Origin of the sequence: Streptomyces africanus (genome assembly GCF_030816955.1) — a bacterium.
In the GTDB taxonomy this organism is placed as follows: domain Bacteria; phylum Actinomycetota; class Actinomycetes; order Streptomycetales; family Streptomycetaceae; genus Streptomyces; species Streptomyces africanus.
The window spans coordinates 6,650,998-6,677,627 of the sequence record NZ_JAUSYP010000001.1; the positions used below are offsets into that span (position 1 = coordinate 6,650,998).

The 26,630-nt window shown below is 71.0% G+C and carries 23 protein-coding genes; 9 read left to right on the top strand and 14 right to left on the bottom strand.

Features of this window, described 5'->3' with window-relative positions:
• Nucleotides 1–31: 31 nt before the first annotated feature.
• From QF034_RS30815 to QF034_RS30825, 3 genes are all read left to right on the top strand, one after another.
• Complete coding sequence (locus QF034_RS30815) at nucleotides 32–1,216, top strand: DUF6183 family protein (RefSeq protein ID WP_307177954.1); 1,185 nt, start codon at nucleotides 32–34, stop codon at nucleotides 1,214–1,216.
• A gap of 242 nt (nucleotides 1,217–1,458) precedes the next feature.
• Nucleotides 1,459–1,803 (top strand): hypothetical protein, encoded by a 345-nt coding sequence (locus QF034_RS30820; protein WP_307177955.1) that lies wholly within the window; start codon nucleotides 1,459–1,461, stop codon nucleotides 1,801–1,803.
• 300 nt (nucleotides 1,804–2,103) lie between these two features.
• On the top strand, nucleotides 2,104–3,024 hold the full coding sequence (locus tag QF034_RS30825) for a restriction endonuclease (protein WP_307177956.1): 921 nt from the start codon (nucleotides 2,104–2,106) through the stop codon (nucleotides 3,022–3,024).
• Between the two features lie 128 nt (nucleotides 3,025–3,152).
• On the opposite strand, the gene QF034_RS30830 is transcribed toward QF034_RS30825, so the two are convergent.
• The 14 genes from QF034_RS30830 to QF034_RS30895 all read right to left on the bottom strand — a co-directional run bounded on the left by QF034_RS30830 (nucleotide 3,153) and on the right by QF034_RS30895 (nucleotide 17,493).
• Nucleotides 3,153–4,154, bottom strand: coding sequence for a beta-ketoacyl-ACP synthase III (locus QF034_RS30830; protein ID WP_307177957.1), 1,002 nt, complete (start codon nucleotides 4,152–4,154; stop codon nucleotides 3,153–3,155).
• A 23-nt stretch (nucleotides 4,155–4,177) separates the two neighbouring features.
• Nucleotides 4,178–5,794: an FAD-binding oxidoreductase gene (locus QF034_RS30835; protein ID WP_307177958.1), complete on the bottom strand. Its 1,617-nt coding sequence runs from the start codon at nucleotides 5,792–5,794 to the stop codon at nucleotides 4,178–4,180.
• 83 nt (nucleotides 5,795–5,877) lie between these two features.
• Complete coding sequence (locus tag QF034_RS30840; protein WP_307177959.1) at nucleotides 5,878–6,645, bottom strand: SDR family oxidoreductase; 768 nt, start codon at nucleotides 6,643–6,645, stop codon at nucleotides 5,878–5,880.
• A 73-nt stretch (nucleotides 6,646–6,718) separates the two neighbouring features.
• Nucleotides 6,719–7,810, bottom strand: a complete 1,092-nt coding sequence (locus QF034_RS30845) for a hypothetical protein (RefSeq protein ID WP_307177960.1) — start codon at nucleotides 7,808–7,810, stop codon at nucleotides 6,719–6,721.
• The gene (locus QF034_RS30850) at nucleotides 7,807–9,201 is read right to left on the bottom strand and encodes an MFS transporter (protein ID WP_307177961.1); all 1,395 of its coding nucleotides are present in this window, start codon (nucleotides 9,199–9,201) and stop codon (nucleotides 7,807–7,809) included. Before QF034_RS30850 ends, QF034_RS30845 begins: the two co-directional genes overlap by 4 nt.
• Nucleotides 9,202–9,217: 16 nt before the next feature.
• A complete protein-coding gene (locus QF034_RS30855) occupies nucleotides 9,218–10,450 on the bottom strand; it encodes a cytochrome P450 (protein WP_307177962.1) in 1,233 nt (410 codons plus the stop codon).
• A 47-nt stretch (nucleotides 10,451–10,497) separates the two neighbouring features.
• Nucleotides 10,498–10,689: a rubredoxin gene (locus QF034_RS30860; RefSeq protein WP_307177963.1), complete on the bottom strand. Its 192-nt coding sequence runs from the start codon at nucleotides 10,687–10,689 to the stop codon at nucleotides 10,498–10,500.
• A 76-nt stretch (nucleotides 10,690–10,765) separates the two neighbouring features.
• Nucleotides 10,766–11,635 carry an alpha/beta fold hydrolase gene (locus QF034_RS30865; protein ID WP_307177964.1) on the bottom strand — a complete coding sequence of 290 codons (870 nt, stop codon included), beginning with the start codon at nucleotides 11,633–11,635 and terminating at the stop codon, nucleotides 10,766–10,768.
• A complete protein-coding gene (locus tag QF034_RS30870; protein WP_307177965.1) occupies nucleotides 11,632–12,738 on the bottom strand; it encodes a fatty acid desaturase in 1,107 nt (368 codons plus the stop codon). The genes QF034_RS30865 and QF034_RS30870 overlap by 4 nt, the downstream gene beginning before the upstream one ends.
• Before the next feature lie 10 nt (nucleotides 12,739–12,748).
• On the bottom strand, nucleotides 12,749–13,042 hold the full coding sequence (locus tag QF034_RS30875) for an acyl carrier protein (RefSeq protein WP_307177966.1): 294 nt from the start codon (nucleotides 13,040–13,042) through the stop codon (nucleotides 12,749–12,751).
• Between the two features lie 6 nt (nucleotides 13,043–13,048).
• On the bottom strand, nucleotides 13,049–14,032 hold the full coding sequence (locus tag QF034_RS30880) for an acyl-CoA desaturase (protein ID WP_307177967.1): 984 nt from the start codon (nucleotides 14,030–14,032) through the stop codon (nucleotides 13,049–13,051).
• Complete coding sequence (locus QF034_RS30885; protein ID WP_307177968.1) at nucleotides 14,032–14,928, bottom strand: acyl-CoA desaturase; 897 nt, start codon at nucleotides 14,926–14,928, stop codon at nucleotides 14,032–14,034. The genes QF034_RS30880 and QF034_RS30885 overlap by 1 nt, the downstream gene beginning before the upstream one ends.
• Nucleotides 14,929–14,984: 56 nt before the next feature.
• The gene (locus QF034_RS30890) at nucleotides 14,985–16,799 is read right to left on the bottom strand and encodes a fatty acyl-AMP ligase (RefSeq protein WP_307177969.1); all 1,815 of its coding nucleotides are present in this window, start codon (nucleotides 16,797–16,799) and stop codon (nucleotides 14,985–14,987) included.
• Nucleotides 16,800–16,818: 19 nt separating this feature from the next.
• Nucleotides 16,819–17,493 carry a thioesterase family protein gene (locus QF034_RS30895; protein ID WP_370880874.1) on the bottom strand — a complete coding sequence of 225 codons (675 nt, stop codon included), beginning with the start codon at nucleotides 17,491–17,493 and terminating at the stop codon, nucleotides 16,819–16,821.
• 604 nt (nucleotides 17,494–18,097) lie between these two features.
• Between QF034_RS30895 and QF034_RS30900 the strand changes: the two genes are divergently transcribed.
• The 6 genes from QF034_RS30900 to QF034_RS30925 all read left to right on the top strand — a co-directional run bounded on the left by QF034_RS30900 (nucleotide 18,098) and on the right by QF034_RS30925 (nucleotide 26,628).
• The gene (locus QF034_RS30900; RefSeq protein WP_307177971.1) at nucleotides 18,098–19,084 is read left to right on the top strand and encodes an NADPH:quinone reductase; all 987 of its coding nucleotides are present in this window, start codon (nucleotides 18,098–18,100) and stop codon (nucleotides 19,082–19,084) included.
• A gap of 269 nt (nucleotides 19,085–19,353) precedes the next feature.
• Entirely contained in the window at nucleotides 19,354–19,896 is a 543-nt protein-coding gene (locus QF034_RS30905; RefSeq protein WP_307177972.1) for an SRPBCC family protein, read from the top strand.
• 65 nt (nucleotides 19,897–19,961) lie between these two features.
• Complete coding sequence (locus QF034_RS30910) at nucleotides 19,962–21,563, top strand: class I adenylate-forming enzyme family protein (RefSeq protein WP_307177973.1); 1,602 nt, start codon at nucleotides 19,962–19,964, stop codon at nucleotides 21,561–21,563.
• Between the two features lie 226 nt (nucleotides 21,564–21,789).
• Nucleotides 21,790–23,172, top strand: coding sequence for a nitrate/nitrite transporter (locus QF034_RS30915; RefSeq protein ID WP_307177974.1), 1,383 nt, complete (start codon nucleotides 21,790–21,792; stop codon nucleotides 23,170–23,172).
• On the top strand, nucleotides 23,162–25,267 hold the full coding sequence (locus QF034_RS30920) for a molybdopterin oxidoreductase family protein (protein WP_307177975.1): 2,106 nt from the start codon (nucleotides 23,162–23,164) through the stop codon (nucleotides 25,265–25,267). Before QF034_RS30915 ends, QF034_RS30920 begins: the two co-directional genes overlap by 11 nt.
• Nucleotides 25,264–26,628 (top strand): FAD-dependent oxidoreductase, encoded by a 1,365-nt coding sequence (locus QF034_RS30925; RefSeq protein ID WP_307177976.1) that lies wholly within the window; start codon nucleotides 25,264–25,266, stop codon nucleotides 26,626–26,628. The genes QF034_RS30920 and QF034_RS30925 overlap by 4 nt, the downstream gene beginning before the upstream one ends.
• Nucleotides 26,629–26,630: the final 2 nt, after the last annotated feature.

Here is a 26,630-nt window from a genome sequence, read left to right on the forward strand (position 1 = left end):
TACTTGATCTCCTGCTCGTAGACTCGGGGGCGTGAGCCACAACGAAGAGACGCCCGGCGACAGCCCTTCCGATCGCCATCGCCGGGAGCGGCCCGGGCCGGAGTCGCAGCATCTGGCTGAGCTCGGACCGGAAGGAATGTACGAAGCGGCGGAGCGGCTGTGCCGGACGGCGGTCGGCAACGGGCCCCGGGAAGCCTCTGTGGCGCGGACCGTCGGACGGATCGCCGAGACCCTTGCCGACACGCGTTCGCGGGACTGTGTGACGTTCGCTGCGGACCTCGTGAGTCGGCTGCTGCCCGAAGGGGCCATGACCCCCGGCGACAGCGATCGACTGCTGCGTTCCGTGGCCGCGAAGCTGGTCAAGGCTCAGCATCTGCGCGACATCGAGCCTCTCTTCGGAGAGTTGCCGGACGGAGTCCTGGGCCCGGGGGTCGAGCTACGGGCCTGTCTCCTCGGAGAGCTGGCGCTGATCGGCTCGGGGGCCGGTCGGCGCTCCCTGGAGGCGTACGCCGAGAAGCTGCGTGAGCTGGGGCATCCGCTGGCTCGGCTGCCCAGTACGCGACTGGACATCGAGCACCGGTTCACCGTTCGTGTCCGGGGACTGGGGTCGATCAAGACCGCGAAGCAGCTCCGGTCGCGTTTCCCGGAGGCTCCCTCGACCGACGGCGGTGCGGTCGCCGGCCGCGGTGCCGGGGATGCTCGGGACGAGGGACGGGCGAACGCGGCTGCCCGACCGTTCCGGGCCGGCGGATGGGCCCGTGAGGCCGAGGCGCGGTTCTTCACGCTGGCGAGCCCGCTCAGCCCCGACGACTTCGGCGTCTCCTTCCTCAAGGAACTGCCCTTGGGCTGCCTAGAGGGCGAGGGCAGCCGCCGGGGAAGCGCGCTCGCCTGCGTGACGACACCCGACGACGTTCTCAACGAACTCTTCTCGGCTTCGTACGTCGGCGGAGTGAACGGCCAGGGGCAGGGCGCTGCGTACGCGCGGCTGTACGCCTGGGAGAGTCTCTACGCGCTCATGGGGTTGCCCGCCGGGGTGCCGCTCCTGGAAGCCGTGCGGCGCGCGGCGGATCACCGGTGGCTGCGGTTCATGGCGTTCACGGACTGGTTCCACCACGACACCTCGGACGTGGCCTTCGCCGTACTCGATCCCACCCACACTCGGGTCGCGGTGCTGGCGGCGACTGATACCGACGTCGACCGTGATGGTCTCGGGTAGTCACGGTGAAGACATAGCTCTCCGGTTTGACGCCGCAGTCAGGCAAGGGGACCGGTCGGGCGAGGCGTGGTGGAGTTTCTCGGCGTCGGCGAGGACGCTGTTCGCCGGAACCCGAAGGGAGCCCGGCAGTTCCTCGACCTTTACGGGCGCCTTGCTGACGGGCACGACCCACGCCTCGGCCGCCCGTGCTGCTGCGCCGCCACGAACGCCGCAGTCTGCACGGCTAGGCGCAGCTCGGCGACATGTTCCACACGGAGGGCCGCCTGGATCGTCTACCCGAGTCGTCCGGCGACTGGCCGCTGCTGGTCGGCCGGGCACACTGCCTGCACGGCGAACTGGGCGCCCCCGACCAGGTGCTGCGCCGTTTGGTCGGCCCGCGCACCGACCAGGCCGAGGCCCGCGCTTCGCCGAGGCGACCGGTGTGTACGCGGACCCGCTGCTTGCGACCGGATACCGGGCTGGCTGCGGACGACGAGTTCGAGGAGGGCATGTTCGACCTGGAGGGCGCGGTGACCGCCCTTGCGGTCCGGATCGAGGACGAGGGCATGACTCCACCATGGCGGCCGGAGAAGTGGCGCGGGTCATGATGTGCGAGCTGGTGTCCAGAGTGGGCGCAGGGGAGCTGGTCGTGGCAGCCTGTTTCACTCCGAAGGCGAGGGATGGACTGTTGGTCATGACGCTCGTTTGACGCTCTGGGCGCCCGCACGCGCTCCCGCAAGCCGAGAAACAGCGTCTGACCTGGCCTTTTACGTTACTCACTCAGGCCGACATCTTTCCGATGACGTATCATGTCGAGTGTGTGGCGACCCTCGAGCCCGCGGCAAAGGGCTCCTGACCTGCCTTGCGCAGCGGCCTGCCGAGCCGAGGGCGAGTTCATGAGGGGGAACGTGGCCGAGACGCCGCGAAGTGCTGTGCCGCCGCAGCCGATGCAGATTTCGTCGTGGCAGCAGGCCGAGCGCAACGCAGCCCGCTGGATGCGCCACTGGGGCTATGCCGATGCCACCGCACGCCCCGGGGGCCCGGACTCCGGCATCGATGTCCGGGCCACCGGCGCACTGGGACAGGTCAAGTACCAGGCCGCCCAGGTCGGGCGTCCGGAACTGCAACGATTCGTGGGAGCGCGCCCCCGCGGATCGACCGCACAGCTGATCTTCTTCACTGGCAGCGGGTACACGGCCACCGCCGTGGCCTACGCCCAGGAGTGGAACATCGCGCTTTTCACATACCGCCTGGACGGCACGATGACGCCGGTCAACGAGGCGGCACGCCGCATCCACCGTTCCTCCGCCTCCACCGCGCCCACGGCGGCTCGCGACCCCGAAACTGCCGAAGCGCAGACGTTCTGGCAGCGGAACTGGCGCGTGGTGGCGGGTATTTCTCTCCTCATGGCACCGCTGGGCTCGATCGGGGACGAGAAGACCTACACCGGCCCGCTCGCCCTGGACGTCCTGAAGTTCATCGGCATCCTCCTGACCGGCTGGTCGCTCGGCGCTTTCCTGATCGCCACACGGTTCGGCGTCCGCATCTCCCTCCGGCTCCGGCCTTTGCGGGCGGCCATCGTTTCCCGGCCGGGAACGGGCGCAGCGACAACGGTGGGCAGCACTCGCGTGTCACGCCCCACGCACGACCGTGCCACAGGGGGCACCACCACAACTCAGCAGAACGGCCTGGTGGCTGAGGCCGCACGTCTGCTCCGTACCGGCAGCAAGCAGCACCACGTCGACAAGATCCTGCGAGATCGCGGCGTGGGACTCATGGACCGGGGCCGCATCCTCACCGAAGCCAGGAAACTCAACAAACGTCCCTGAGGATCGGCCTCACGCCGACGGTCCGGTCTCGTGGTCAACCTGTGCCGCCCGGCTCTTCGTGCACGAGGGAATGCTGGTCGGGAGCAGATGCGGGGCCTGTTGGGGACAGTTCGGCACGGAGTTCCGGATCAGGGCAGAGTGACAACCGTCGACGCGTACGAGAGTCCGGCTCCGTAACCGAGCAGCAGGGCGAGCCCGCCGGATCGGACCGTGCCCGCGCCCAGGAGTGCGTCCATGGCCAGCGGCACGGACGCGCCCGAGGTGTTCCCCGTGGTGACGACGTCCCTGGCCACCACCACGTGGTCGGGCAGATCGAGGGATCTGGCGAGCGCGTCGATGATGCGAGCGTTGGCCTGATGCGGGATGAAGGCATCCAGATCACCGGCCCGGACTCCCGCCGCGTCCAGTGCCCTCCGCCCGACCTTCGCCATTTCGTAGACCGCCCAGCGGAAGACCTTCTGCCCCTCCTGGCGCAAGGCGGGCCACTTCAGGCCGGGCTGGTCCCGCAGGGCCTTCCAGGAGGGGGTCTGCGCGATGGCTTCTGACTCGGATCCGTCCGCGCCCCACACCACCGGACCGACTCCCGGTTCGGTGGAGGGGCCGAGAACCACCGCGCCCGCGCCGTCCCCGAAGATGAACGCCGTCGACCGGTCCTCCAGATCGAGCAGGTCGGTCATCCGTTCCGCGCCCACCACCACGACGTGCCCGCCGCGGCTGCGGATGGCGTCGGCGGCGAGGGCGACTCCGTGGACGAAGCCGGCGCATCCCGCGGAGATGTCGAACGCGGCCGCGTTGACGGCCCCGATGCGGTCTGCGATCTCGGTCGCCGCCGCGGGCGTCTGCCGCAGATGGGTGAAGGTCGCCAGGATGACGCAGTCGACGGTCTCGGGGGCCACGCCCGCCATCGCGAGAGCTTTGCCGGCGGCTACCTGAGCCATGTCGGCGAGGGATTCGTCCGGTGCGGCCCAGTGTCTGGTGACGATGCCGGTGCGCGACCGGATCCACTCGTCGGACGAGTCGATGTGGCGGCTCGCTTCCTCGTTGCTGACGACGCGTTGCGGCCGGTAGGCGCCGACGCCCAGGATCCTCGCGCTCTCGGCGCCGGTCGGTGACGTGATCCGTGCCCCCATGAAACCCTCGCTGATTCTCGGGATTACGCCGGCTTGATGGACATCGAGTGGCGGAAGTAGTTCGACGGGTCGTACTTCTTCTTGATGCGCTGCAGGCGTGCGTAACTGCCCTTGTAGTAGAGCGTCTGCCACGGAATACCGGAGGTGTTGATCGAAGGATCCGCCATATCGGTGTCCGGGTAGTTGATGTAACAGCCGTCGGTCTGGCCATCGAGGCCGGGCACGCCACCCGTGGCCGCGTGGACGTTGCCGTACAGGTCGCGGAGCCACGCCAGATGGGTGGCGTCCTCCTCGGAGCGGGTCCAGAGCGTCTGGTAGAGCATCTTGATGACAGAGCTGCGCTGCGGCACGGCCGTGGCGTCGGGAGAGACGGCGTTGACCTGCCCGCCGAAGGAGAACAGCACCAGCATGGCGCGCGGGTTGCGGTAGTCGGGCCTGCTCATCGAGGCGTACAGCGCGGCCAGTTGCGCATCCGTGAAGTTGGTCCTCAGGTACGCCGACTTGTGGGCCCCGCGCAGCGTGGGGTCGTTGAGCGTGGCGTTGATGGTGCCGAGAAGCTGGGTCGCCTGGAGCCAGGGAAGCTTGCGCGCCGGGGCCCGCGTGGTGGTGACGCCGTCGAGGACCGCCTTCAGGTAATCGTCCAGCAGTTGCTGTGCGCCGGGGATGTCTGCATCGACCTGGGTGACCAGATTGAGGCCACTGGCGGCGGTGGAGTAGACGTTGAGAATGCCGCTCAGGTAGCGGTACGGCGAGTTCGGGGCGCTGTTCGCCTCGAACCAGGCACCGAAGTTCTTCACCAGCCGCTTGAACTTCGCCTCGTCCAGTTCGCTCCAGGGAATCGACTGGATGTGCGTCAGCACGTGCGAGGGCGGGGACACGAGCTGGGTTTCCGGAGCGGTGCCCGTCGCGTTCGGGGAACGCAGCCAGTAACGGGTCACGACGCCGAAGTTCCCTCCTCCGCCGCCGGTGTGGGCCCACCACAGGTCGCGGTTGGCGTCGTCGGCCTCACGGGTGGCCGTGACGATCCTGGTGGTCCCCGCGGCGTCGACGGTGACGACCTCCACGGCGTACAGGTGGTCCGCGACCAGGCCGTTCCGGCGTGAGAGGAGACCGTACCCGCCGCCGGCGATGTGACCGCCCGCGCCGACTCCGTAGCAGACGCCTCCGGGAAGAGTGACGCCCCAGCCCTTGTAGAGCGCCTCGTAGACCTGCAGCAGGCGGGCGCCCGGCTCGACGAAGAACGCCCGCTTGGTCTCGTCGTACCCCACCGAGGTCATCTCGGAGCAGTCCAGGATGACCTCGACCTCCGGATTGCAGACGAAGTCGGTGAAGCAGTGGCCGCCGCTGCGGACCGACACCCGCTTGCCCGCGCTGAACGCCGCCTTCACGGCCGAGGCGGCGTCCGCCGCCGACCTGATCATCTTGATGTAGTCGGGCGCCGCGACGAACCGCTGGTTGTTGCCGGTGGTCAGCAACGGGTAGCGCGGGTCGGCGGGGGTCACCGTCGCTCCGGTCGCGGACCCGGACGCCGTGCCCGCGGCGAAGGCCGGGGCCGGGCCCGGGAGCGCCGTACCGCCGGCCAGCGCGGTCACGGAGGCGGCCGCTCCCTGGATCAGGCGTCTTCGGTTGATGATCGGCATGGAGGAACTCCTGGAGAGGTGTGGGTGTGCCGACGGGCCCCGGACTGCCCCGGGGCCCGTCGTCCATGAGGGGCGGAGCGGGCTCAGCCCTTGGGAGCCGGGCCGTTGCCGAGCGACGAGGCGCCGCTGACGTCGATCACCTGACCGGAGACCCAGCCGCCGGCGGGGGAGGCGAGGAAGCCCGCCACACCGGCCACGTCCGCCGGGGTACCGGTGCGGCCGAAGGCGGACCAGCTCTCGGCCAGCGCCCGCATCTGCGGGTGGGCCAGCCACGGGTTGAAGTCCGTGTCGATGATTCCCGGGGCAACGGCGTTGACCGTGATGCCGCGCGGGGCGAGGGCCTCCGCCAGCGTGAGCGTCAGCGTGTTCATCGCGCCCTTGGTCATCGAGTAGGCCACCACGTTGGGCATGGCGATACGGGTGGTGGCGCTGGAGACGTTGATGATCCGACCGCCGTCACGCAGCCGGTCCAGACCCTGCTGGATGACGAAGAACAAGGACTTGACATTGACGGCGACCAGCTTGTCGAAGTCGGCTTCCTGCACATGGCCGATGGGGGCGAGCAGCCCCGCACCGGCGTTGTTGACCAGGATGTCGAGCCCGTCGGCGGCCTTGTCGAACTCCGCCCACAGGGCGGTCGCATCACCGTCCACTCCGAGTTCCGCCCGGACGAGGAACGCCTGGCCGCCCTCCGCCTCGATCGCGTTCACGACCTCCTTGGCCGCGGCCTCGCTGCTGTTGTAGTGCACGCCCACCCGAGCCCCGTCCGCCGCCAGCCGCTCGGCGACGGCCCGTCCGATGCCCTTGCTCGCGCCCGTGACCAGAGCGACCTTGCCTGACAGAGTGCTCATGGGAGCGCCTCCCTCTCGTGATTGATGTGTCAACACGGAACAGATTCCGAAGAGTTGTTCAGATCTGCCTGTCTCATGGGGTCCGTGCCGGATGGCGTCCGGCGGCGGGCCGCCCGGCAGGCAGGTTCTTGGGTGTGGTCCGGAGCATCCGCCCGGCCGCCGGCGGCTGCCGCCAGCTGCGGGCGGTCCGCGGTGCCGGACCCTCCAGCAGGGGCCCGCCGGTCGCCGATCGCACCGTGGTGGTGGCGCAGGGCAGGGCCAGCTGGAACCGGGTGTGAAAGCCGCCGAGCAGTATGTGGATGACGGGCTCGGCGGCCGGGCGGCCACCTGTTTCGGTGCCGTACGGCGGCATCGGGGTCGCGTCGTGGGACCCGAACGCCACCGCCGTGACGGCGCTCATGCCGGGGTCGAACTCGAAGAGCCTTTCGAGGGTGGCGGCCGCGAGGTCGGAACCGGCCTCGACGGCCTTGACCGGAGTGGCCCGGCCGTCCCGGACGTCGAGCACCAGCGGATAGCGCACCAGCGGGGTCAGGCGGTCGTACACGGCTGTGCGGTCCACCCGGTCGCCGCCGCCGACGACGGGGTTGCCCTTGACCGTCACCGCTCCGGTCAGCGTGCCGAGCGTCCGGGCGGTGTCCATGACGAGCCAGGCGGGCGGGACCGCGTGCACCCTGCCCGGGGTGAACCGTTCCGTGCCTCCCAGGCCTTCGGCGCGCTGGATCCGTGCCCTGGATCCGGACAGCGATTCGGTGAGCGTCAGCGAACCGGAGAGGTCCAGGGCCCGCAACAGCCGCTTCTCACGGCGTGCCGACTCCGCGGGCCGCTGCTGTGCCAGGCAGCGCAGCACGCGGCGGATCCGGTGAATCGGGTCCGCTCCGGTGCCCAGACGGGCCGCGGCCACCGTGCGCCGGGGGGTGACGGCCTGAGGGTCCGCCGTCAGCAACGCCTCGTCGGCGGCCAGCACCAGGACGTCCGCGTCCGGCCCCGCCTCGGCGAGCAGACCGGTCAGGGAACTGCCCGGCCCGGCGGCGATCACGCGCTGTTCGGCGTGGCGCCCGGTCGGCTCGACACGGACGAGACGGGCGTACGGCTCCTCCACGATCACCACCGCGCGCCGCCGTCCCGGCGGGAAGGACCCCCACACCGCGGGGGACACCCTGATCACTGCGTCTCCTTCGCTTGGGACGGGCGGGGAATGGCGAGGCAGATCACCGCCGCGACCAGGCCGAGGGCGAGGGTCAGCCACCAGCCGTGGCCGAACGCCGTGATCCGGTCCGCGCCGTGGGAGCTGCCGAGCACCGCGACCAGGACGGCGACGCCCAGCACCGAGCCGACCTGGCGGGCCATGGTGACCACCGCGGAGCCGGTGGAGAAGCCGCCCGGCGGCAGCGCCGAGACAGCCGCGCCGACCAGGGTGGGCACGGTCAGTCCGACGCCGATGCCGGTGAGCAGCATGCCGGGCAGCAGCCCCGTGAGGTACTGGGGTTGGGTGTCCAGGGCCAGTGCCCACCAGCCGATGCCGAGGGCGAACACCACGCACCCGAACGCCGAGACCGCGCCGGCTCCGTATCGCCGGGTGAACGGCCCGGCGCCGATCGCGAGGACCGGCACCATTAACGGGCCCGGGGCGACGGCCAGTCCGGTGACGAGCGGGGACCAGTGCCAGACGTCCTGCGACCACAGCACCGCGGACAGCAGCATCATCGCGAAGGCCACGGCGAAGACCAGGTTGGCGAGGGTCGCGAAGGGCATCGCGGGAAGCCGCAGCAGGCTCAGCGGCAGCAGCGGGGACGGGTGACGTGCGGAACGTGCGACGAAGAGCACCAGTGCCAGGACCGAGCCCGCCAGGCAGCCGAGCACCGGGCCCGAGGCCCAGCCCCAGTCCTCGCCGCGGACCACGGCCAGGGACAGCAGCGCGATCCCCCCGGTGAGCAGGGCGGCGCCGAGCAGGTCCGCGCGAGCGTCCGTGGTGCGGGCCGGGGTGGCGGGCACGGAGCGCAGGCCCACCGCCCAGGCCGCCACCCCGATCGGCACGTTGACCAGGAAGATCAAGCGCCAGTCCAGCTGGGTGAGCAGACCGCCGGCCAACGGTCCGAAGGCGGCGGCGAGCCCGCTGATGGCGCTCCAGGTGCGGACCGCCCCGAGCCGGCGCTCCGGCGGTGCCGTGATGAGCAGGATGCCCAGCGACGACGGGATGAGCAGGCCGGCGCCGACCGCCTGCACGATCCGCGCGGCGACCAGTGTCCACACGGTGGGCGCCAGTGCGCACGCCACGGAGGCGAGAACGAAGACCGCCAGCCCTGCCAGATACGCGCGGCGCGGCCCGATGCGATCCGCGAGACCACCTGCCGGGATCAGCGAGGCCGCGTAGACGACGGCGTAGGCGTTGAGGATCCAGGACAGCGAGGCGAGGGACGCGCCGCTGTAGTGGGCGCCCACGTCGGGGAGGGCCACATTGACGATGAACACGTCCAGGTTGGACATCGCCACGCCCGCCGACACCACGCCGAGGACCACGCCGAACCTGGCGGTCCGTAAGGGAACAGCTGTGGACATGAGATTCTCCCGGGCCTCAGCCGAGGGTGGCCGGCAGGCGGTCGTGGCCGCGTTGGACGATCTGGTCGCGGAACCCGGGCCGGCCGACGACGGCGAGCTTCGGGAAGCGGCGCAGCAGGCGGGGCAGTACGGTCTCGGCGGACAGCCTGGCCAGGGCCGCGCCCAGGCAGTAGTGCGCGCCGGCGCTGAACGTCAGCTGCTTGTTGCCCTCGCGGTCGGGGTCGAAACGGCCGGGGTCGGAAAAGCGCTCCGGGTCGCGGTTGCCCGCGGCGATGAGCAGGGTCACCGCGCTGCCCCGGGTGATCTTCTCGCCGAAGAACTCCAGATCCTCCCCGGCGACCCGGTTCAGGGCGTGCACCGGCGGATCGAAGCGGAGCACCTCCTCCAGGAACCGGGAGACGAACTCCGGGTCCCGCCTGATGCGTTCGGCGTACTCGGGGTGCTCCACGGCGATGCGGACGGCGTTGCCGAGCAGGTCCTGCGGCGCCTCGCTGCCGGCCACGATCACGGCCATGAGGTTGGCGACGAGGTCTTCCTCGGTCAGGTCGCCGCTTTCGTCGCGGGCGCGGATGAAGGCGCTCGTCAGATCCGGACCGGGCTCGGCGCGGCGGAGGGCGACGAGTTCGGTGACGTACTCGGCGAGCCGGTCCATCGCGGCGTCCGCCGGCTCCAGCCGGCCGAGGTCGCTGACGGGGTCCATCGAGGTGGTGATGGCCGCGATGACGGGGTGCAGCCCGGGCAGGTCCTTCTCCGGTATGGACAGCAGCTCGCCGAGGACGGCGATGGGGAACCGGTAGGTGAACTCCTCCACCAGGTCCACGCTGCCGCCGTCGGCCGCCAGCCTCTCCAGGTGCCGCACCGCCTCGTCGGCCAGGCGTTCCACCATCGGGGCGAAGGCGGCGACGCTGTGGGCGGAGAAGGCGCTGGAGAAGAACCGGCGCATCCGCTCGTGGTCGGGCTCATTGCTGAACAGCATGTTCTTGGTGAGCCACACCCAGGAGGAGTGCTCGCGCCAGCCGGGCATGCGCAGGTCCTGCATGGCCGCGTCGGTCTGGAGCAGGGCGGGATGGCGCAGTGCCCGGGCGCACTGCTCGTGGCCGACGGCGAGCAGATGCGTCTCCCCCAGCCGCACCAGGCCGCCGTGGGCGCGCAACTCCTCGTAGAGCGGGTACGGGTTCTGCTTGCCCTCGGGCGACAGCAGCCGGATCATCACGTCCAGCGGTTCGGCCAGGGTCTGGCACTCGGTCACTTCTGCTCCCGGTGGTTCATCGGTCACTGGTCGACGGTCGGTGCCGATCACAGCTGTTCCATCACGAAGTCGGCCTTGGCCGCGCCGCATTCGGGGCACTCCCAGTCGTCGGGGATGTCCTCCCAGCGGGTGCCGGGGGGTATCCCGTCTTCCGGCAGCCCCAGCTCCTCGTAATAGACCCAGCCGCACAGCAGACACATCCACGCTCGCTTGGCGGTCTGGACACTCAGGTCGTTCATCGGATCACTTACTTCTCTGCTAGGGGGCAACCCGCCCGGAGGCGGGCGCGCTTGCGGGGCCGGTGGGGACTGCGGATCACGGGACCGCGGGTGCGTCGCGGGCGGTGTGTCCGGCGACGAACGCCGAGACACCGGCCTGGACCTGCGGGGAGCTGAGGATGCCGATGTGGCCGGCGTCCGGGGCGGCTTCCAGCCGGACCCGGGGCAGCTCCCGGGCGATCACCTCGGCATCGGAGTACGGCACCACCGCGTCGGCCGGGTCGTGGACGGCCAGCACCGGGCAGTCCAGGCCCGCGCCGCGTGCGACGGCGTCCCAGTGGCTGACGGGCACGCCGTTGCGCCGGTGCAGCTCGGCGTAGATGCGCCGCACCGTGTCGGGTCCCAGGCGCAGTCCGGCACCGTCCCACCTGTCGAGGACTCCGCTCAGCGTGCAGGTGGGCGCGATGAGCACCAGGGCGTCCAGCTCGGCCCGGCGCAGGGCGACCCCGCTGATCGCCGCGATCGAGCCCAGCGAGTGGGCGATGACCACGCTGACCTGGCCCAGGGCGCCCAGCACGGCCGCGACCGCGCGGGAGTACTGGGTCATGGTCGCCTGGGACCCCGGCCACACTCCGTGCGCCGGTGCGTCGAACGCGGCGACGGTGAAGCCCAGTCGCCGCATCGGTCCGACGAAGGAGTGCATGCTGCTGCTGTCGGACGCCCAGCCGTGCACCAGCAGTGCCGTCGGCCGCCCGTCACCGGGCTCACCCCAGACGTACCCTCCGGAGATGTCCGGGGAGCCGTCCACCGCGAACCGCCGCGCGCCCAGGGGCAGCACGTTGTCGGGCCGCAGCCCCAGCCTGCGGGTGTCGCTGAACACATCGGTCGCCCAGCGCGCCGCAGCGCCCGGCGCGACGGCGCTCAGGGCACTGTGGACCGCCCTGCGCACGGCTCGGCGTCCGGTCACCGTCCGGCCCCGGCGAACTTCGAACCGGCTGCCCGCCCCGGCGGCACCTTGCTGCCCGAGCGTTCACGGTAGAAGCCCGACTCGGTGTCGTAGAAGTGCAGATGGCGGATGATCTCCCACATCCGGCGGAACGAGAACACCTCTTCGCGCACCATCCCGGGGTACTTCTCCTTCAGCGCCTGCTGTGCCTTGGGCAGGTTGTAGAAGGGGATCACCGGCGCCACGTGGTGGGCCGTGTGGATCGAGATGTTGTGGGTGAGGAAGAGGAGCCACTTCGGGTAGACGTAATCCGTCGTGACCAGCAGGCGGCTGGCGTTGCGCGTCCAGTGCTCGGCCGTCAGGTAGGGGATGTCGCTGGCGCTGTGGTGCATCAGCGTCGTGGCGCTGAACCAGGCGTGGGCGGCCAGCCACGGCGCCACGAAGTACAGCAGCACTCCCTGCCATCCGGTGAAGTAGGCGAGCGCTCCGAAGTACGGCACGCCCATCGCCAGGACGAAGGCGATGGAGCGCTTCACGTCACGGCGGTGCGCGGCCTTCGGGTAGAAGCCCGGCCGGAAGGCGGACTCCACCCAGTAGTTGATGGTGCCGCCCCAGAACGCCCAGGTCCGGGTCGACAGGTAGACGAGCTTCTGCCGCAGGGGCATCCGCTGGTACACGCCGGCTGGCAGGGGACGCCAGTCCGTGTCCAGCTCCAGGTGGTTGGTGCTGGAGTGGTGCATGTTGTGCACATGACGCCAGGAGTGGAACGGGTAGGCGAGCGGCAGCAGTGACAAGTGTCCGATGACGGTGTTCAGACGCCTGTCGCGGGAAAAGGAGCCGTGCCCCGCGTCGTGCGCTATGCAGTGCAGGCCCCAGCCGCCCAGGCCCGCCACGATCCACAGCGGCAGGTAGAGCGCCCAGTGCGGAGCGAAGGCGACACCGACGACGGCGCCGCCGTACAGCAGCCAGCTGACCGCGAACCCGAGCAGCCCGCGCCGGACCCGCGGCTCGAAGTAGCTCTTGGGGACGGCGGCGGCCAACCGCTCGCCCTCGATCGCCGCGGACCGGGCGAGGAACTCCTCGAACTGCGCGTCAGGCGCGGTGGGGAAGTCGAACGCACCCATGTCGGCCCTCCTAGGCGGCCTGGTCCGGAAGCCGGAGCTCCTTGGCCAGGTAGCCGCACAGATCATCGATGGTCTGGTACTCGTAGAGCAGTCCCGGGGAGAGCCGTCGTTCGACGACCTTCTCCAGTGCGCCGGAAACCTGGACCGCGACCCGGGAGTCGAGGCCGTACGACTCGAAGGTGAGCGAGGTGTCGATCTCGCCCTCGGCGACCTTGAGGTGGTCGGCCAGATACGCCACCAGCCAGTCGCGCAGCGCGGCCCGCGTCAGAGGGCCGCTCGGCTTGGCAACTTTCCTCTTGAACACGCTCGGTCACTCCGTCCCTTTGGTGGAGCCGGCGGCCGCCGCGGCCAGCGCCTGCTCACGCTTCTTCTGAATCTGCTGCTTGGTCGGCTCGCGCAGGTCCCAGACCAGGCCCGCCTTGCCCAGCCCGGCGAGCAGCCATCCGCTCAGGTCCGGCTCCAGCCAGCTCACGCCGTGCCGGTACGAACCGGGGAACGCGTGGTGGTTGTTCTGCAGGCCCTCACCGAAGGTGAGGATCGCGACGGGCCAGTTGTTGGCGCTACGGTCCTCGTTGTCGAACGGACGGCCGCCTATCGCGTGGCAGACGGAACCGACCATCCAGGCCGCCTGGTTGGCCAGGAAGATCCGCGCCAGGCCGCCGAAGACGACACCGGTGAGGGCGGACATCGCCGTGTGCTCGACGGCGAAGCCGATCAGGCCCGGGAGGATCACACCGCTGATCACCCAGACCGGGTAGGTGCGGTGGTAGTACATCAGCCGGCGGTTGCGCAGCACGTCCGGCGCGAACACCGACCACTTGGAGTTCTCCGGGCTGAGCATCCACGGCATGTGCGCGTACCACAGGCCGTGCAGGCGCTGCTTGAAGGTGCGCCCGTGCAGGTTCGGCGAGTGCGGGTCACCCTCCTGGTCGCTGAAGCGGTGGTGCCGGCGGTGCGTGGTGACCCACCACATCACGGGGCCCTGGGCACCCATCGAGGCCGTGATCATCATGATCGCCTCGAAGACCGGGCCGGTCCGGAAGGCCTTGTGGGCGAGGTAGCGGTGGAAACCCACCGTGATGCCGAACATGTGCACGAAGTACATGGCGACGAAGAGCCAGATGTCGGTCGCCGTGAAGGTGCCGGTCGCCAGGAAGTACGCCGCCGCCGCGGTACCGATCAGCGGCAGGATCATCGTGGTCAGTGCGGAGAACCGTTTGGTGCGGAGGCTGATCGGGTCCAGCCGGACGATGGCATGTGCCAGCGCCGCTGAAGGGGCCGAGGCCGTGGACATCAGTCGACTCCTTTTCCTCTCGCGGATTTTCGATCCGGGTAGCGCACGTCGGACACCAGGCCGAGCGTGTCCATGGCGCGTATGACGGTTCCGGTCGGGTCGAACTGCCAGAACCCGTGCCTGTTGTGCGCGAGCGAGGGACGGGCGTGGTGGTTGTTGTGCCAGGAACCGCCGACCGAGAAGGGCACCAGTGGCGGCACGTTCCGGCTGCCGTCCCGGGTGGGGTAGGGCCGGTTCCCCAGCGTGTGACCGATGGAGTTGACGGCCCAGGTCACGTGGTCGAGAAGGAAGATCCGCGCCAGGCCGCCCCACAGGAGGCCGCCCACGGCGCCGCGCACGGTTCCCGTCAGCAGCCAGCCGAGCAGCGTGGGAAGCGCGAGGCCGAGCAGGACCCACACGAAGTAGTACTGGTTCAGCCGCATCACCAGCGGATCGCGCACCAGATCGGGGACACGCTTGGCCCAATTCTGCCGGCGCACCTTGAACAGCCAGCCCACATGCCCGTGCCACAGCCCGCGCAACCGGGCCCACTTGTCGTCGCCCAGTGGTCTCGGCGAGTGGGGGTCGCCGTCGCGGTCGGTGAAGGCGTGGTGCTGCCGGTGGGTGGCCACCCAGAACAGGACCGGCCCCTGCGCGGCCATGCTGCCCGTGATTCCCCACAGGGAGGTCACCACGGGCTTCGCGCAGAACGAGCGGTGGGAGAAGAAGCGGTGGAAACCGCCCTCGACGCCGAGCGAGGTGATCACGTACATACCGGCGAGCAGCCCGAAGTCCACCCAGCCGAACCCGTACCGCATCGCGAACAGCACCGCCGCGACGGTGCCCAGCGTCGGGACTCCCACGGTCACATACGCCAGCCGCCGTGCCGCGACATCGATCTCACCGTCCTGTGGCACCGCATCGGCTCCGACGGCCGGTCGGCCTCCGACCCGTACCGCTCCGTCCCGGCCCGTCATCGCACGGCCCCGCTGCCGGCCGGCACCGTGAAGCGCTTCAGCGTGCCCTCCAGGAAAGCGGCCTTGGTCGCCTTGCGGCGAACCTTGCCGCTGGTGGTCATCAACACCGTGCCGGGAGGACCGACGTACAACTCGGCGGGCCGCACTCCGTGGTCGGCGGTGACCGCGGCGGTCACCGCGGCGCGCAACGACTCCTCCTCCGCGGCGAACTGGCCGGCCGTACCGCGGTACTCGGCGACGACGACCACCTGTTCCTCCTCCGCTTCGCCCGCTTCGGCCCCGGACACGGAGAACACGGCGCACCGGCGCAGCGCGCCGTGACAGCGCTCCACCGACGCCTCGATGTCCTGCGGATAGAGATTCCGGCCGCTGATGACGATCACGTCCTTCAGCCGCCCGGTCACGAACAGCTCACCGTCGAGTACGAACCCCAGGTCGCCGGTGCGCAGGAAGCCCGGGCCCGCCCGATCCGCTCCGGCCGGCCGGGCGCCGAAGGCCGCGGTGCTCAGCTCCGGCCGCCGCCAGTAGCCGGCGGCCACGTTCGGGCCCGACACCCACACCTCGCCGACCCGGCCGTCCGGCAGTACCCGCGCCGTCCGCGGGTCGACCACCAGCACCTCGTGGCCCACCGCGGACACACCGCAGCTGACCACGTCGACGCCGGAGGCGTCACCGGCGTCGACCCGCACGGCCGTCCCGGTCCCGAGCGCCGCCTTGTCCAGCCGCTCCAGCCGGCGGACGCCGCTCTTCGCCGGCTTGCCCGTCACGAACAGGGTCGCCTCGGCCAGGCCATAGCACGGGATCAGCGACGCCGCGTCGTACCCGCAGCCTGCGAACCGCTCCCGGAACCGCTCCAGCGTCGCCGCGGACACCGGTTCGCTCCCGCAGAACACCTGGCGCAGCGAGGACAGATCGAGCGAGTCGAGCGCCTCGTCGGGGATCGAGGAGGTACACAGGTCGAAGGCGAAGTTGGGACCGACCGTGATCGTCACCCGGTACTCGGTCAGTGCCGCCAGCCAGCGGTACGGGTCCTGCACGAAGTGCACCGGCGACATCATGACCAGCGGCCAGCCCCCGTGCACGGCGAGCATGATGGTGCCCATCAGGCCCATGTCGTGGTACGGCGGCAGCCAGGAGCAGCCGACACGGTCGGGCTCCATGCCCGTGTGGGCTTCCAGCACCCGGCAGTTGCTGACCAGGTTCTCGTGCGTCAGCACGATGCCCTTGGGGTCGCCGGTCGAACCCGAGCTGTACTGGAGGAGCGCCGGGTCCGCGAGCTTCGGCGGCACCTCGGTGTCGTCCCCCTGGAAGAGGGCCTCGTCGGGGAAGATCCACCGGGCCTTGGGGGTGCCCTGCGGGTACTGCGCCTCGAACGCCTCCACCTGCGGTGCGAACCGGCCGTCCGTCAGCACCGCCCGGGGCTCGCAGTCCACCATGATGGACAGGAAGCGCGCCATCGCCCGGCGTCCGAAAGGCGGGAACGAGGGCACCGCGGTGCAGCCGGCCCGCAGGATGCCGAACAGGGCGGCCACGTAGTCGAGTCCGGGGTCGAGCGCCAGGACCACACGGCCGCCTTCGATCCCGCGCCGGGAGAGCTCCCGGGCCACCGCCCGTGACCTCAGTTCCACGTCCAGGTACGTCCAGTCCACCGGGTGATCCGTCGTACCGTCCGGCAGAAACCGGAAGGCCAGTGCGTCCGGGTGCGCTCGCGCCCGGGCCGTGAGGATCTCCGGCAGCGAGAGTCCGTCAGGCGGGCTTGCGGATGGTTCCAGCACGGAAAGGGCCTTTCTGCTCGGGGTCTCATCGCTCACGAGGGACGGCGGGCAGGGGTCAGCCGCCGCGGACCATGCGCAACTGCTGGGCGGAGCCCAGGTGGGTCCCGTCCGGGCCCCAGGCGTCGATCCCTTCCGAGGACCATCCGGAGGAGGCGGCCTGCTGTGTCGTCGCCCGCAGGAGAAGCCAGGGCGACGACGCCTTCGCCAGCCCCGCGCCGGGCCGCACCGTGATCTCCACGGTCGGCACCAGTGCCGGCGTCGAGAGCACCGCGGCGTACGACGGAGCCAGCGCGTCCATCAGAAAGACAAAGCGCAGGGCGTCCGGCGGGATGTCGTCCTCCAGGAGGCGGACCCATGCCACCAGTTCGGCCCGGTCCCCACCCGCATAAGGGCGTGCCGAACCCACCGGGCGAATCTCCATGCTCGTCGAGATCGGAACGAATTCCTTCGGAATCGCGAACACGTCGCATTCCTCGGGGGTCGGCACCTCGGGCATCGGCTGTTCCACCGCCGGCCACGAGACGTCGTCGGCCGCCGCGGCGAAGACCGCCCAGGAGTCGAGCAGCGGGCCGCGCTCCGACTCGGCGCGCCCGGACACGATCGAACTCGACCGGCCGGCATGCGTCAGGGCGGTGTCGATCCGGAACCGGGTGTCGATGGTGCGGCCGAACCGGCCCGTCACACTGACCAGTTCACGCCCTTCGGCATGCCCCCGCATGGCCGAGGTCACCAGGGCGAGCGCCAGTCCGCCGTGCAGCCCGCCGAAGCCTTTCAAATGGTCGTGAGCGTCGACATGACCGTCCCGCGAATTCTGCAGCAGTCTCCCCGGAGGTATCGAATCCACAACTCCGCCCCCTCGTGCTTTTCTACGTCACCACACCGTGTGGTTCACGCGTCGATCGGACAAGTGAAATAAAAACCGCGAAAATCGGCATGCGAGACCGGCGGACCGGTCAAGGGAATCCCGCTTTCCGGGCCGCGGTCATGCCGCCGGTGCCGGCGGCGATGCGGGTGCGGCGCCGCCGGGGGCGGGCTGCCGCCTCAGGGTCGGCGCCCGTGGCCAAGAACCGGCCAAGGGTCGGCCAAGGAGTGGTCAACGGCAGCGGGACTCCGCGGACATCGGCGCAAGAGCGCAGTTCGGACAGGGCGCGGAGGGGTTCGACGTCCGTGCTCATCCGCAGGTCGTCGGGTGTCACGTCCCGCAGCACCGGCTTCACGGCGGTCGCCCCCCCGGGGCGGCGACTTGACGGACCAGGGGCGTCGATGTGACGGAACCTGAGCGGTGAACCGCCGGGGCGTGGGCGCGGGTGCCCGCCTGGAGAAGAATCCAGACCATGCTTGCCGCCTACATCGAAGAGCTCGGTTCGCCGGATCTCATCCAGGTCGGTGACCTGCCCCCTCCCCAGCCCGGCCCCGGCGACGTGCTCGTCGACGTCGAGGTGACCGCCGTCAACCACGTGGACACCTTCGTCCGTTCCGGGGCCTGGCGGACGCCGATGTCCTTCCCCTTCGTCATCGGACGTGACCTGGCCGGCACGGTCGTGGCGGCCGGGCCCGGCGCGCCCGGTTTCCGCGCCGGGGACCGGGTGTGGTGCAGCAGCCTCGGGCACGCTGGGCGCCAGGGTGCCGCCGCCGAGCGGGTCGTGGTGCCGGCCGACCGGCTGTATCACCTGCCGGACGGCGTCGACGCGGTGGACGCGGTCGCGCTCTCCCATCCGGCGTCGACGGCGTACCTCGCGCTGTTCACCCACGGGCGGGTGCGGGCCGGGGAGACCGTCCTCGTTCTCGGGGCCGCGGGAAACGTCGGCAGTGCCGCCGTGGTGATGGCCGCTCAGGCCGGCGCCCGGGTGGTCGCCGTCGCCTCGGCCCGGGACGCGGACTACTGCCGCGCCCTCGGCGCCCGGAGTGTGATCGACTATCGGGACCCCGAGGCGTCCTGGTGGATCGGGGAGGCCGCTCCCGGCGGCGTCGACCTGTACATCGACACATCCGGTCGCAACGACCTCGAGACGGCGATGGGACTCCTCGCGCCGCGGGGGCGCGTCGTGATCCTGGCCGGCCTGCGGACCCGGCCCGTCCTGCCCGCCGGACCGCTGTACCTGCAGGACCGGTCGGTGCACGGCTTCGCCATCTCCCATGCCCGCGCCGACGAACTGGCCGAAGCCGCCGCCCACATCGGCCGGTTGATGTCCGACGGCCTGCTGCGCCCGCGTGCCACGGAGGTACTGCCGCTGAGCGAGGCGGCCAAGGCCCACCGCAGACTCGAGGAGAGCAAGGTCCACGGAAAGCTGGTGCTACGGGTCGCCGATCCGGCCCGGTGAAGTCGTCCGGAAGCCGAACGGGCCTCCGGGCGGCGCGCCGAAACGCGTGAACGAAACACAGGAAAGAGCGGGTGCACCCGCCAATGCCGTCTCCTGGTGTCTCTCGACGTCCCCCGATGTCATTCGACGTCTTTCGATGTCACTGCCAGGAGGTCCATTGGCGGGTTTTCCCGTTGGTTCTCCGTCGCCTTTGCCGGTGTTTATGGAACCTGACGGATCAGGGCGGTCATGGTTGACCCCGGCGCACCGCGGTCGGCAGGATCTCAGTCATGGCCAACAAAATCCTTGAAAAGTCCCCGCTGTTCGAACTGCGCGCCAGCAAGCGTATTTCAGCGCGCCCCGAAGAGGTTTACGCGGTCGTGAGTGACCTGCCGCGGCAAGCCGAATGGAGCCCGGAGTGCAGGGGCGGCGAGTGGGTTTCCGGCGAGCCCTCCACGGTCGGCGCGATCTTCCGCGGTGAGAACCTGCGCAGCGAGGACGTGGTGGCCTGGGCACCGCTGATTCGCGGCACCTGGTACACGGAGGCCAGGGTCGTCGCGGCGGAGCCGGGCCGGACCTTCCAGTGGATGATGCTCACGCACGCCCGGGAGGACCAGGAGAGCGTCTGGGGCTTCGATATCGAGGCCGACGGCGAGGGCAGCGTTCTCACCCATCATTTCCGCATGGGAAAGCCGACCGCCGGAATCCACAAGATCGTCAAGGACATGAACGAGTCGGAGTGCGAGAAGTTCATCACCGACTGGACGGCGAAGCTCGAACAGGACCTGGACGAGACCCTTGACCGGATCAAGGACGTCATCGAAAAGCAGTAGCTCCACTTCTTCCTTGGCTGGTCGGTAGTGCGGCGAGCCGCATTCATGGACGAGAGAGCGGGTAGATGTTTCTCCAGCGCATAGGAAACAAGGGAATTCGCCTGGGCACGTTGTTCGACCGCGCGGCGGCCCGGCATCCGGCGAGCTTCGTGATCCTCGATCACGACCTCGAGATCGCACCCCAGCTGGGCCGTCGCCCGACGCTGACGGAGCTCGCCGGCCTGATCGACGACTTCGCCTCCCGGCTGTGGTCGGTGGGGGCCCGCCCGGGCGACCACGTCGTGGTGCACAAGAGTGACGGCTTCGACATCTCCCTCCTCGCTTGCGCGGTCGCCCGGATCGGCGCCATTCCGGTGCTGCTGTCGCCGAAGCTGGAGGGCGAGACGGTCGCCGTACTGCTGCGCCGGGTCGGGCGGCCCTACCTGGTGACCGACCAGAGCAAGCTGGAGAACTCGCTGCCCGCCGAGGTGCTGGAGGTGTCCCGGCAGGTGCTGCTCACCTCCGGGGAGTACCCGGGCGCCACGCCCTTCGCCGATCTGGCCGACGCCCCGCGTGTGCCGGCGGTCACCATGCCCGTCGACCACCCCACGCTCATCACCCACACCTCGGGCACCACCGGCATCCCCAAGCTGGCCGTGCACACCGGCAAGAGCTTCCAGGCCCGCTACCGCCCGCAGGCGACCGTGGTGGCCGCCGCCGTCCGCCGCAGCGAACCGATCGCGGTGCACGTGTCGTTCGTGCACTCGCGGATGTTCACGGCCATGCCGATCTCCATCATGCAGGGCCACCCGCTGATCATCCTGCGGGACGACGACCCCAAGACCGTCGCCGACCTGTTCGTCCAGGTGCCGCCGGGATTCATCGAGGCCCACCCCAACACGTTCCTGCGCTGGGAAGTACTGGCGGACGACCCGCGCGGCCCGCTGGCCAACGTGAAGTACTTCTCCAGCACCTTCGACGCCATTCACCCCCGCACCGTCAACCGGCTGCTCCAGGCTTCCCGCCGCAAGGGCCGCCGGTTCGCGCAGGCCTACGGGCAGAGCGAGGTGGGCCCGATCGCCGGCCGCACCTACTCCCTGAAGGACGGTGCCGACTTCAACGGACGCTGCGTCGGTGTGCCGTTCCCGGGCATGACCGGGGTGCGCGTCGTCAGCCGTGACGGCAAGCCGCCCACCAAGGAGAACCCCGGCTTCATCGAGGTGCGAAGCGACGGCCGCATCGTCACCTACCTCGGCGAGCACCAGCGTTGGGAGAAGCAGGTCAACGACGGCTGGTGGCGCATGGGTGACGTCGGTTACCGCACCAAGCGGGGCTGCCTGCACCTGCTCGACCGCGAGGTCGACGAGATCCCCGGCGTCCAGAGCACCCTCGAGATCGAGGACAAGCTCTTCACCCGGGTGCCGGAACTCATCGAGGTCATCATCGTTCCCGGCCACGACGGCGTCCCGGTGCCCGTGGTGTGCACGCGGGACAACAAGCCGCTGGACCAGGTCGCCTGGCAGTCGGCCGTGGCCGGGCTGCCGCCGATGGCGGACCCCGTCCAGTGGCGGCTGGAGGACCTGCCGCAGACCGCCACCACCAAGATCAAACGGCTTGAGCTGGCTCGCCTGCTCACCCAGGACCCGGCCGACGTAGCCGGGAGCCCGCAGGCAGCTCCTTCCGCGTGAACGCCCCGCCCTGTCGGCGGAGTTGCACACACCTGCGTCGAACAGGAGCTGCCGGGTCGTCCGAGCGCTCCGGAACCGGCCGACCTGTGCGACCCGGCCCCCTACACCGGCGCCCGCACCGGACCTCGTGGACCGGGCACCGCGCCGCTGACCCCTACGGGGCGTGCCGGGCGGATCAGCGCCGCTCCGCCCGGCACGCCGCGCAGACACAGGAGACCGATCAGACATGACGACCCGACAGCCTGCCTCCGGGCGGTGGATCCAGGGCTGGGACCCGGAGAACGAGGAGTTCTGGGAACGCTCCGGCAAGAAGATCGCCCGCCGCAACCTGCTGATGTCCGTCCTCGCCGAGCACGTCGGCTTCTCCGTGTGGAGCCTGTGGTCGGTACTCGTCCTGTTCATGTCGCCGGAGATCGGCCTGGGCTTCGCCCCCGACGAGAAGTTCCTGCTGGTGGTGACCCCCACGCTGGTCGGCGCGGTGCTGCGGCTGCCGTACAGCTACGCCGTGACCCGCTTCGGCGGCCGCAACTGGACGGTGTTCTCCGCCGCCGTGCTGCTCGTGCCGGCGCTTCTCGCGTTCGTCTTCGTCCAGCGCCCCGGAACACCTCTGTGGGTGTTCCTGCTGATCGGCGCCACGGCCGGAGTGGGAGGCGCCAACTTCGCCTCCTCCATGACCAACATCACCATCTTCTACCCGCAGCGGCACCAGGGCTGGGCCCTGGGCGTGAACGCCGGCGGCGGCAACCTCGGCGTCGCGGTCATCCAGCTGCTGGGCCTGCTGGTCATCGCCACGGCCGGTGACACCCACCCCTCGTACGTGGCCGGTGTCTACCTGCCGCTCATCGTGATCGTGGCCCTGCTGGCGGCGCTGAAGATGGACAACGTCGACGCCGTACGCGCCGAACCGGGCGCCCTGCGCGAGGCCGCCGCGAGCAGCCACACCTGGTGGATATCCGCCCTGTACATCGGCACCTTCGGCTCGTTCATCGGCTATGGCTTCGCCTTCGGCCTCGTCCTGCAGAACCAGTTCGGGTCCACCCCGCTCCAGGCCGCCTCCGTCACCTTCCTCGGCCCGCTGCTCGGCTCCTTCAGCCGGCCCGTCGGAGGCAGGATGGCCGACCGGTGGGGCGGGGCCCGCGTCACCCTGTGGAACTTCCTCGGCCTCGCCGTGGGCACCGTCGTCCTGCTCGTCGCGTCGCACGCCGGCTCCTTCGGCCTGTTCGTCGCCGGCTTCACCGCACTGTTCGTCCTCAGCGGCATCGGCAACGGTTCGACGTACAAGATGATCCCCGCCGTGTTCGCCCGGGAAGCGGAGGACGCCATCACCTCCGGCGCCGACGCGCCGCCGGCCTTCGCCCGCGCACGCCGCGTCTCCGGCGCGGTCATCGGCATCGCGGGTGCGGTCGGCGCGCTCGGCGGCGTCGCCATCAACCTCGCCTTCCGCGCTTCGTACCAGGGAGCGGGCGGCAGCGCCGAGACCGCCTTCCTCTGCTTCCTCGCCTTCTACGCCCTGTGCGCGCTGGTTCTCGTCAGGGTCTACCTGCGCCGGGACCGTGTCGAGCGCACGGCCCCCGGTGCGTCCCGGCCCCGTACCTCCCATGTCCGCTGACCGCGCGCGGGGCCTCCCGGTCACCGTCGGCACGCACTGCGCCTACTGCGCCCTGCAGTGCGGCACCCGGCTGCGGCGCAACGGCCCGGCGGTCGAGGTCGAGCCGTCACCCGACTTCCCGGTCAACCGGGGCGGGCTGTGCCAGAAGGGCTGGACGGCCCCCGTCCTGCTCACCGCGCCCGACCGGCTGCGCACCCCCCTGGTGCGCGGAGCCGATGGCGAACTCGCCCCGTCCGGCTGGGACGAGGCCCTGGACCTGATCGCCTCGCGCCTGGCCCGGCTGCGCGCGGAGCACGGCCCCGACGCCGTCGCCGTGTTCGGCGGCGGCGGACTGACCAACGAGAAGGCGTACGCCCTGGGGAAGTTCGCCCGGGTCGCCCTAGGCACCAGCAGGATCGACTACAACGGCCGCTTCTGCATGGCGTCGGCCGCGGCCGCCGGCAACGCGGCGTTCGGCATCGACCGCGGACTGCCGTTCCCCGTCACCGACCTCTCCGACGCCGATGTCGTCATGCTGGCCGGCGCCAACCCGGCGGAAACCATGCCCCCGTTGATGCGCCATCTGAGCCGTACCCGGCTCGTCGTCATCGACCCGCGCCGTACCCGCACCGCCGAACAGGCGGCGCTGCACCTCCAGCCCGCCCCCGGCACGGATCTCGCTCTCGCCCTGGGCCTGCTGCACCTGGCCGTGACCGACGGCCACCTGGACAAGGAGTACCTCGACACCCGCACCACGGGATTCGAGGCCGCCTGGCAGCGCGCCGTCACCTGGTGGCCCGAACACGTCGAGCAGGTCACCGGCGTTCCCGTCGCCGACCAGCGGGCAGCCGTGACGATGCTCGCCGAGGCCGGTCGGCGTTACATCCTCACCGGCCGCGGCGTGGAACAGCACAGCAAGGGCACCGACACCGCGGCCGCGTTCATCAACCTGGCGCTGGCCCTGGGCCTGCCCGGCAGGGCGGGCAGCGGGTACGGCTGCCTCACCGGCCAGGGCAACGGCCAGGGCGGCCGCGAACACGGCCAGAAAGCCGACCAGCTGCCCGGGTACCGCGTGATCACCGACCCGGAGGCGCGCGCACACGTCGCCGGCGTGTGGGGCGTCGACCCGGCGTCCCTGCCCGGACCCGGCCACGCCGCGTACCAGCTCCTGGATGCCCTCGGCACCCCCGGCGGGCCACGGGCCCTGCTGGTCTTCGGCTCCAACCCGGTCGTGTCCGCACCCCACGCCGCCCACGTGGCACGCCGTCTGGCCGCACTCGACCTGCTCGTGGTGGCCGACCTGGTCCCGTCCGAGACCACCGAACTCGCCGACGTTGTCCTGCCGGTGGCCCAGTGGGCCGAGGAAGAGGGCACGACGACCAGCCTCGAAGGACGCGTCCTGCGTCGCCGGCCCGTGCTCGCCCCACCCGACGGCGTCCGCACCGACCTCGAGGTGCTGCACGGCATCGCGGTCCGGCTCGGCCAGCCGGCCCACCGTTTCCCCGTCTCACCGCGCGCCGTCTTCGACGAGCTGCGCCGTGCCTCCGGCGGCGGCCGTGCCGACTACGCCGGCATCACCTACGAACGGCTCGACGCGGGCGAGGCACTGTACTGGCCCTGCCCCGACGTGCCCGGCGGCGACCACCCGGGAACGCCCCGGCTGTTCCTCGACCGGTTCCACCACCCGGACGGCAGGGCGCGTTTCGCCCCCGTGGAACACCGCGACCCCGCCGAGACACCGGACACCGACTACCCGCTCTTCGCCACGACGGGCCGGGTGCTGGCCCAGTACCAGTCCGGAGCGCAGACCCGCCGCGTACCCGAACTCGTGGCCGCCGCACCCGAGGCGCACGTCGAGGTCCACCCCGACACCGCCGCCCGGTACCACCTCGGCGAGGGCGACCTGGCCCGGGTCACCTCGGCCCGCGGCAGCACGATCGCCCGGGTGCGCCTGGTGCGGACCCTGCGCACCGACACCGTCTTCCTGCCGTTCCACTTCCCGGGCACCGGCCGGGCCAACCTGCTGACCGGCCCGGCCCTCGACCCGGTCAGCGGCATGCCCGAGTTCAAGGTGAGCGCCGTGCGCGTCGAGCCCTGGCGGGAGAAGGCGACATGACCGCGATCACCGTCATCGGCCACGGCCCCGCCGCCCACCGTCTGATCCAGCGCCTGCGCCACCACGGGCACCGCGGCCCCGTCACGGTGATCGGCGCCGAGCCACAGCCCGCCTACAACCGGGCCCTGCTCGTCTCCGTCCTCGACGGCACCCTGCCGGCCGCGGGTCTGGCGCTCGCGCCGCTCCCGCCGGAGGTGCGGGTCCACACCGGTGTCCGGGCCACCGAGGTGGACCCGCGGCGCCGCCTCGTGCGGACCGACGACGGGGCGGAGCATCCCTACGACGTCCTGGTGCTCGCCACCGGTTCCCGGGCCATCCTGCCCGAACTGCCCGGTGCCGACGGCCCGCTCGCCCCCGAGATCCGCGCGCCGCACACCCTCGCCGGCGCCCGCCCGGTGGACAAGGGGCCCGTCGTCGTGGTCGGCGGCGGGCTGCGCGGCGTCGAGGCCGCGTACGCGCTCGGCCGCGCCGGACACGACGTCACGCTCGTCCACCCCGGTGCTCACCCGATGCACCGCCTCCTCGACGAACGCGCCGGAGCCCTGCTGACGGCCGCGCTCCGGGATGCCGGCGTGGTGCCGGAGACCGGGCGCCGCGTCAGCGGGGCGGAACCCGGCAAGGTGGCCCTCGACGACGGCCGGCTGCTGGCCGCCGGGACCCTGCTGATGTGCACCGGCGGCAGACCCGACACCGCGCTCGCCCGCGACGCCGGACTGGCCGTGCGGCGCGGCGTGGTCGTGGACGACCGGATGCGTACCTCCGATCCGCACGTGTACGCCCTGGGCGACTGCGCCGAGCACCCCGGCTGCCACGGCACCCTGGCGTCCGCCTGGGACCAGGCGGACGCCCTGGCCCGGACACTCACCGGCGACGACGGCCGCCGGCGACCCGCGCGGCACGTGGTCCGGCCCCGGTTGCCCGGACTCGCCGTCGCGGTCGCCGGCCCGCCGGGCACCCCGGGCACCCCGGGCGACGACGAGCAGATCGTGTTGTCCGACCCGGCCCGTGGTCGCTACGGGCGGCTTGTGCTGCGCGACGGCCGCGTGCACGCCGCCGTCCTGGTGGGCCTGCCCAGGGCCGTCGCCTCTGTCGGCCAGCTGTACGCGGCGGACCGACCCCTGCCCGCCGACCGGCTCGCCCTGCTGCTGGGCATGGACGGGGAGTACGCGAGTTCGGCGGAACTCCCGGACACCGCCGTGGTGTGCCAGTGCAACAACGTCACCAAGAAGGCCCTGGAACAGGCATGGCGGCGAGGTGCGCACGACCTTCCCGCGATCGCCGCCGCGACCCGCGCCACCACCGGCTGCGGCAGCTGCACAGCCCTCGTGCGCCAGGTCTGTGAAAGGGCCGCACAGCCGTGAAG

Excerpts from the sequence above, each read along its gene's own strand:
- QF034_RS30915 (WP_307177974.1), top strand. The coding sequence starts at position 21,790 with ATGACGACCCGACAGCCTGCCTCCGGGCGGTGGATCCAGGGCTGGGAC.
- QF034_RS30820 (WP_307177955.1), top strand. The coding sequence starts at position 1,459 with ATGTTCCACACGGAGGGCCGCCTGGATCGTCTACCCGAGTCGTCCGGC.
- QF034_RS30900 (WP_307177971.1), top strand. The coding sequence starts at position 18,098 with ATGCTTGCCGCCTACATCGAAGAGCTCGGTTCGCCGGATCTCATCCAG.
- QF034_RS30860 (WP_307177963.1), bottom strand. The coding sequence starts at position 10,689 with ATGAACGACCTGAGTGTCCAGACCGCCAAGCGAGCGTGGATGTGTCTG.
- QF034_RS30910 (WP_307177973.1), top strand. The coding sequence starts at position 19,962 with ATGTTTCTCCAGCGCATAGGAAACAAGGGAATTCGCCTGGGCACGTTG.
- QF034_RS30870 (WP_307177965.1), bottom strand. The coding sequence starts at position 12,738 with ATGGGTGCGTTCGACTTCCCCACCGCGCCTGACGCGCAGTTCGAGGAG.
- QF034_RS30830 (WP_307177957.1), bottom strand. The coding sequence starts at position 4,154 with ATGGGGGCACGGATCACGTCACCGACCGGCGCCGAGAGCGCGAGGATC.
- QF034_RS30905 (WP_307177972.1), top strand. The coding sequence starts at position 19,354 with ATGGCCAACAAAATCCTTGAAAAGTCCCCGCTGTTCGAACTGCGCGCC.
- QF034_RS30925 (WP_307177976.1), top strand. The coding sequence starts at position 25,264 with ATGACCGCGATCACCGTCATCGGCCACGGCCCCGCCGCCCACCGTCTG.
- QF034_RS30840 (WP_307177959.1), bottom strand. The coding sequence starts at position 6,645 with ATGAGCACTCTGTCAGGCAAGGTCGCTCTGGTCACGGGCGCGAGCAAG.
- QF034_RS30850 (WP_307177961.1), bottom strand. The coding sequence starts at position 9,201 with ATGTCCACAGCTGTTCCCTTACGGACCGCCAGGTTCGGCGTGGTCCTC.
- QF034_RS30920 (WP_307177975.1), top strand. The coding sequence starts at position 23,162 with ATGTCCGCTGACCGCGCGCGGGGCCTCCCGGTCACCGTCGGCACGCAC.
- QF034_RS30835 (WP_307177958.1), bottom strand. The coding sequence starts at position 5,794 with ATGCCGATCATCAACCGAAGACGCCTGATCCAGGGAGCGGCCGCCTCC.
- QF034_RS30880 (WP_307177967.1), bottom strand. The coding sequence starts at position 14,032 with ATGTCCACGGCCTCGGCCCCTTCAGCGGCGCTGGCACATGCCATCGTC.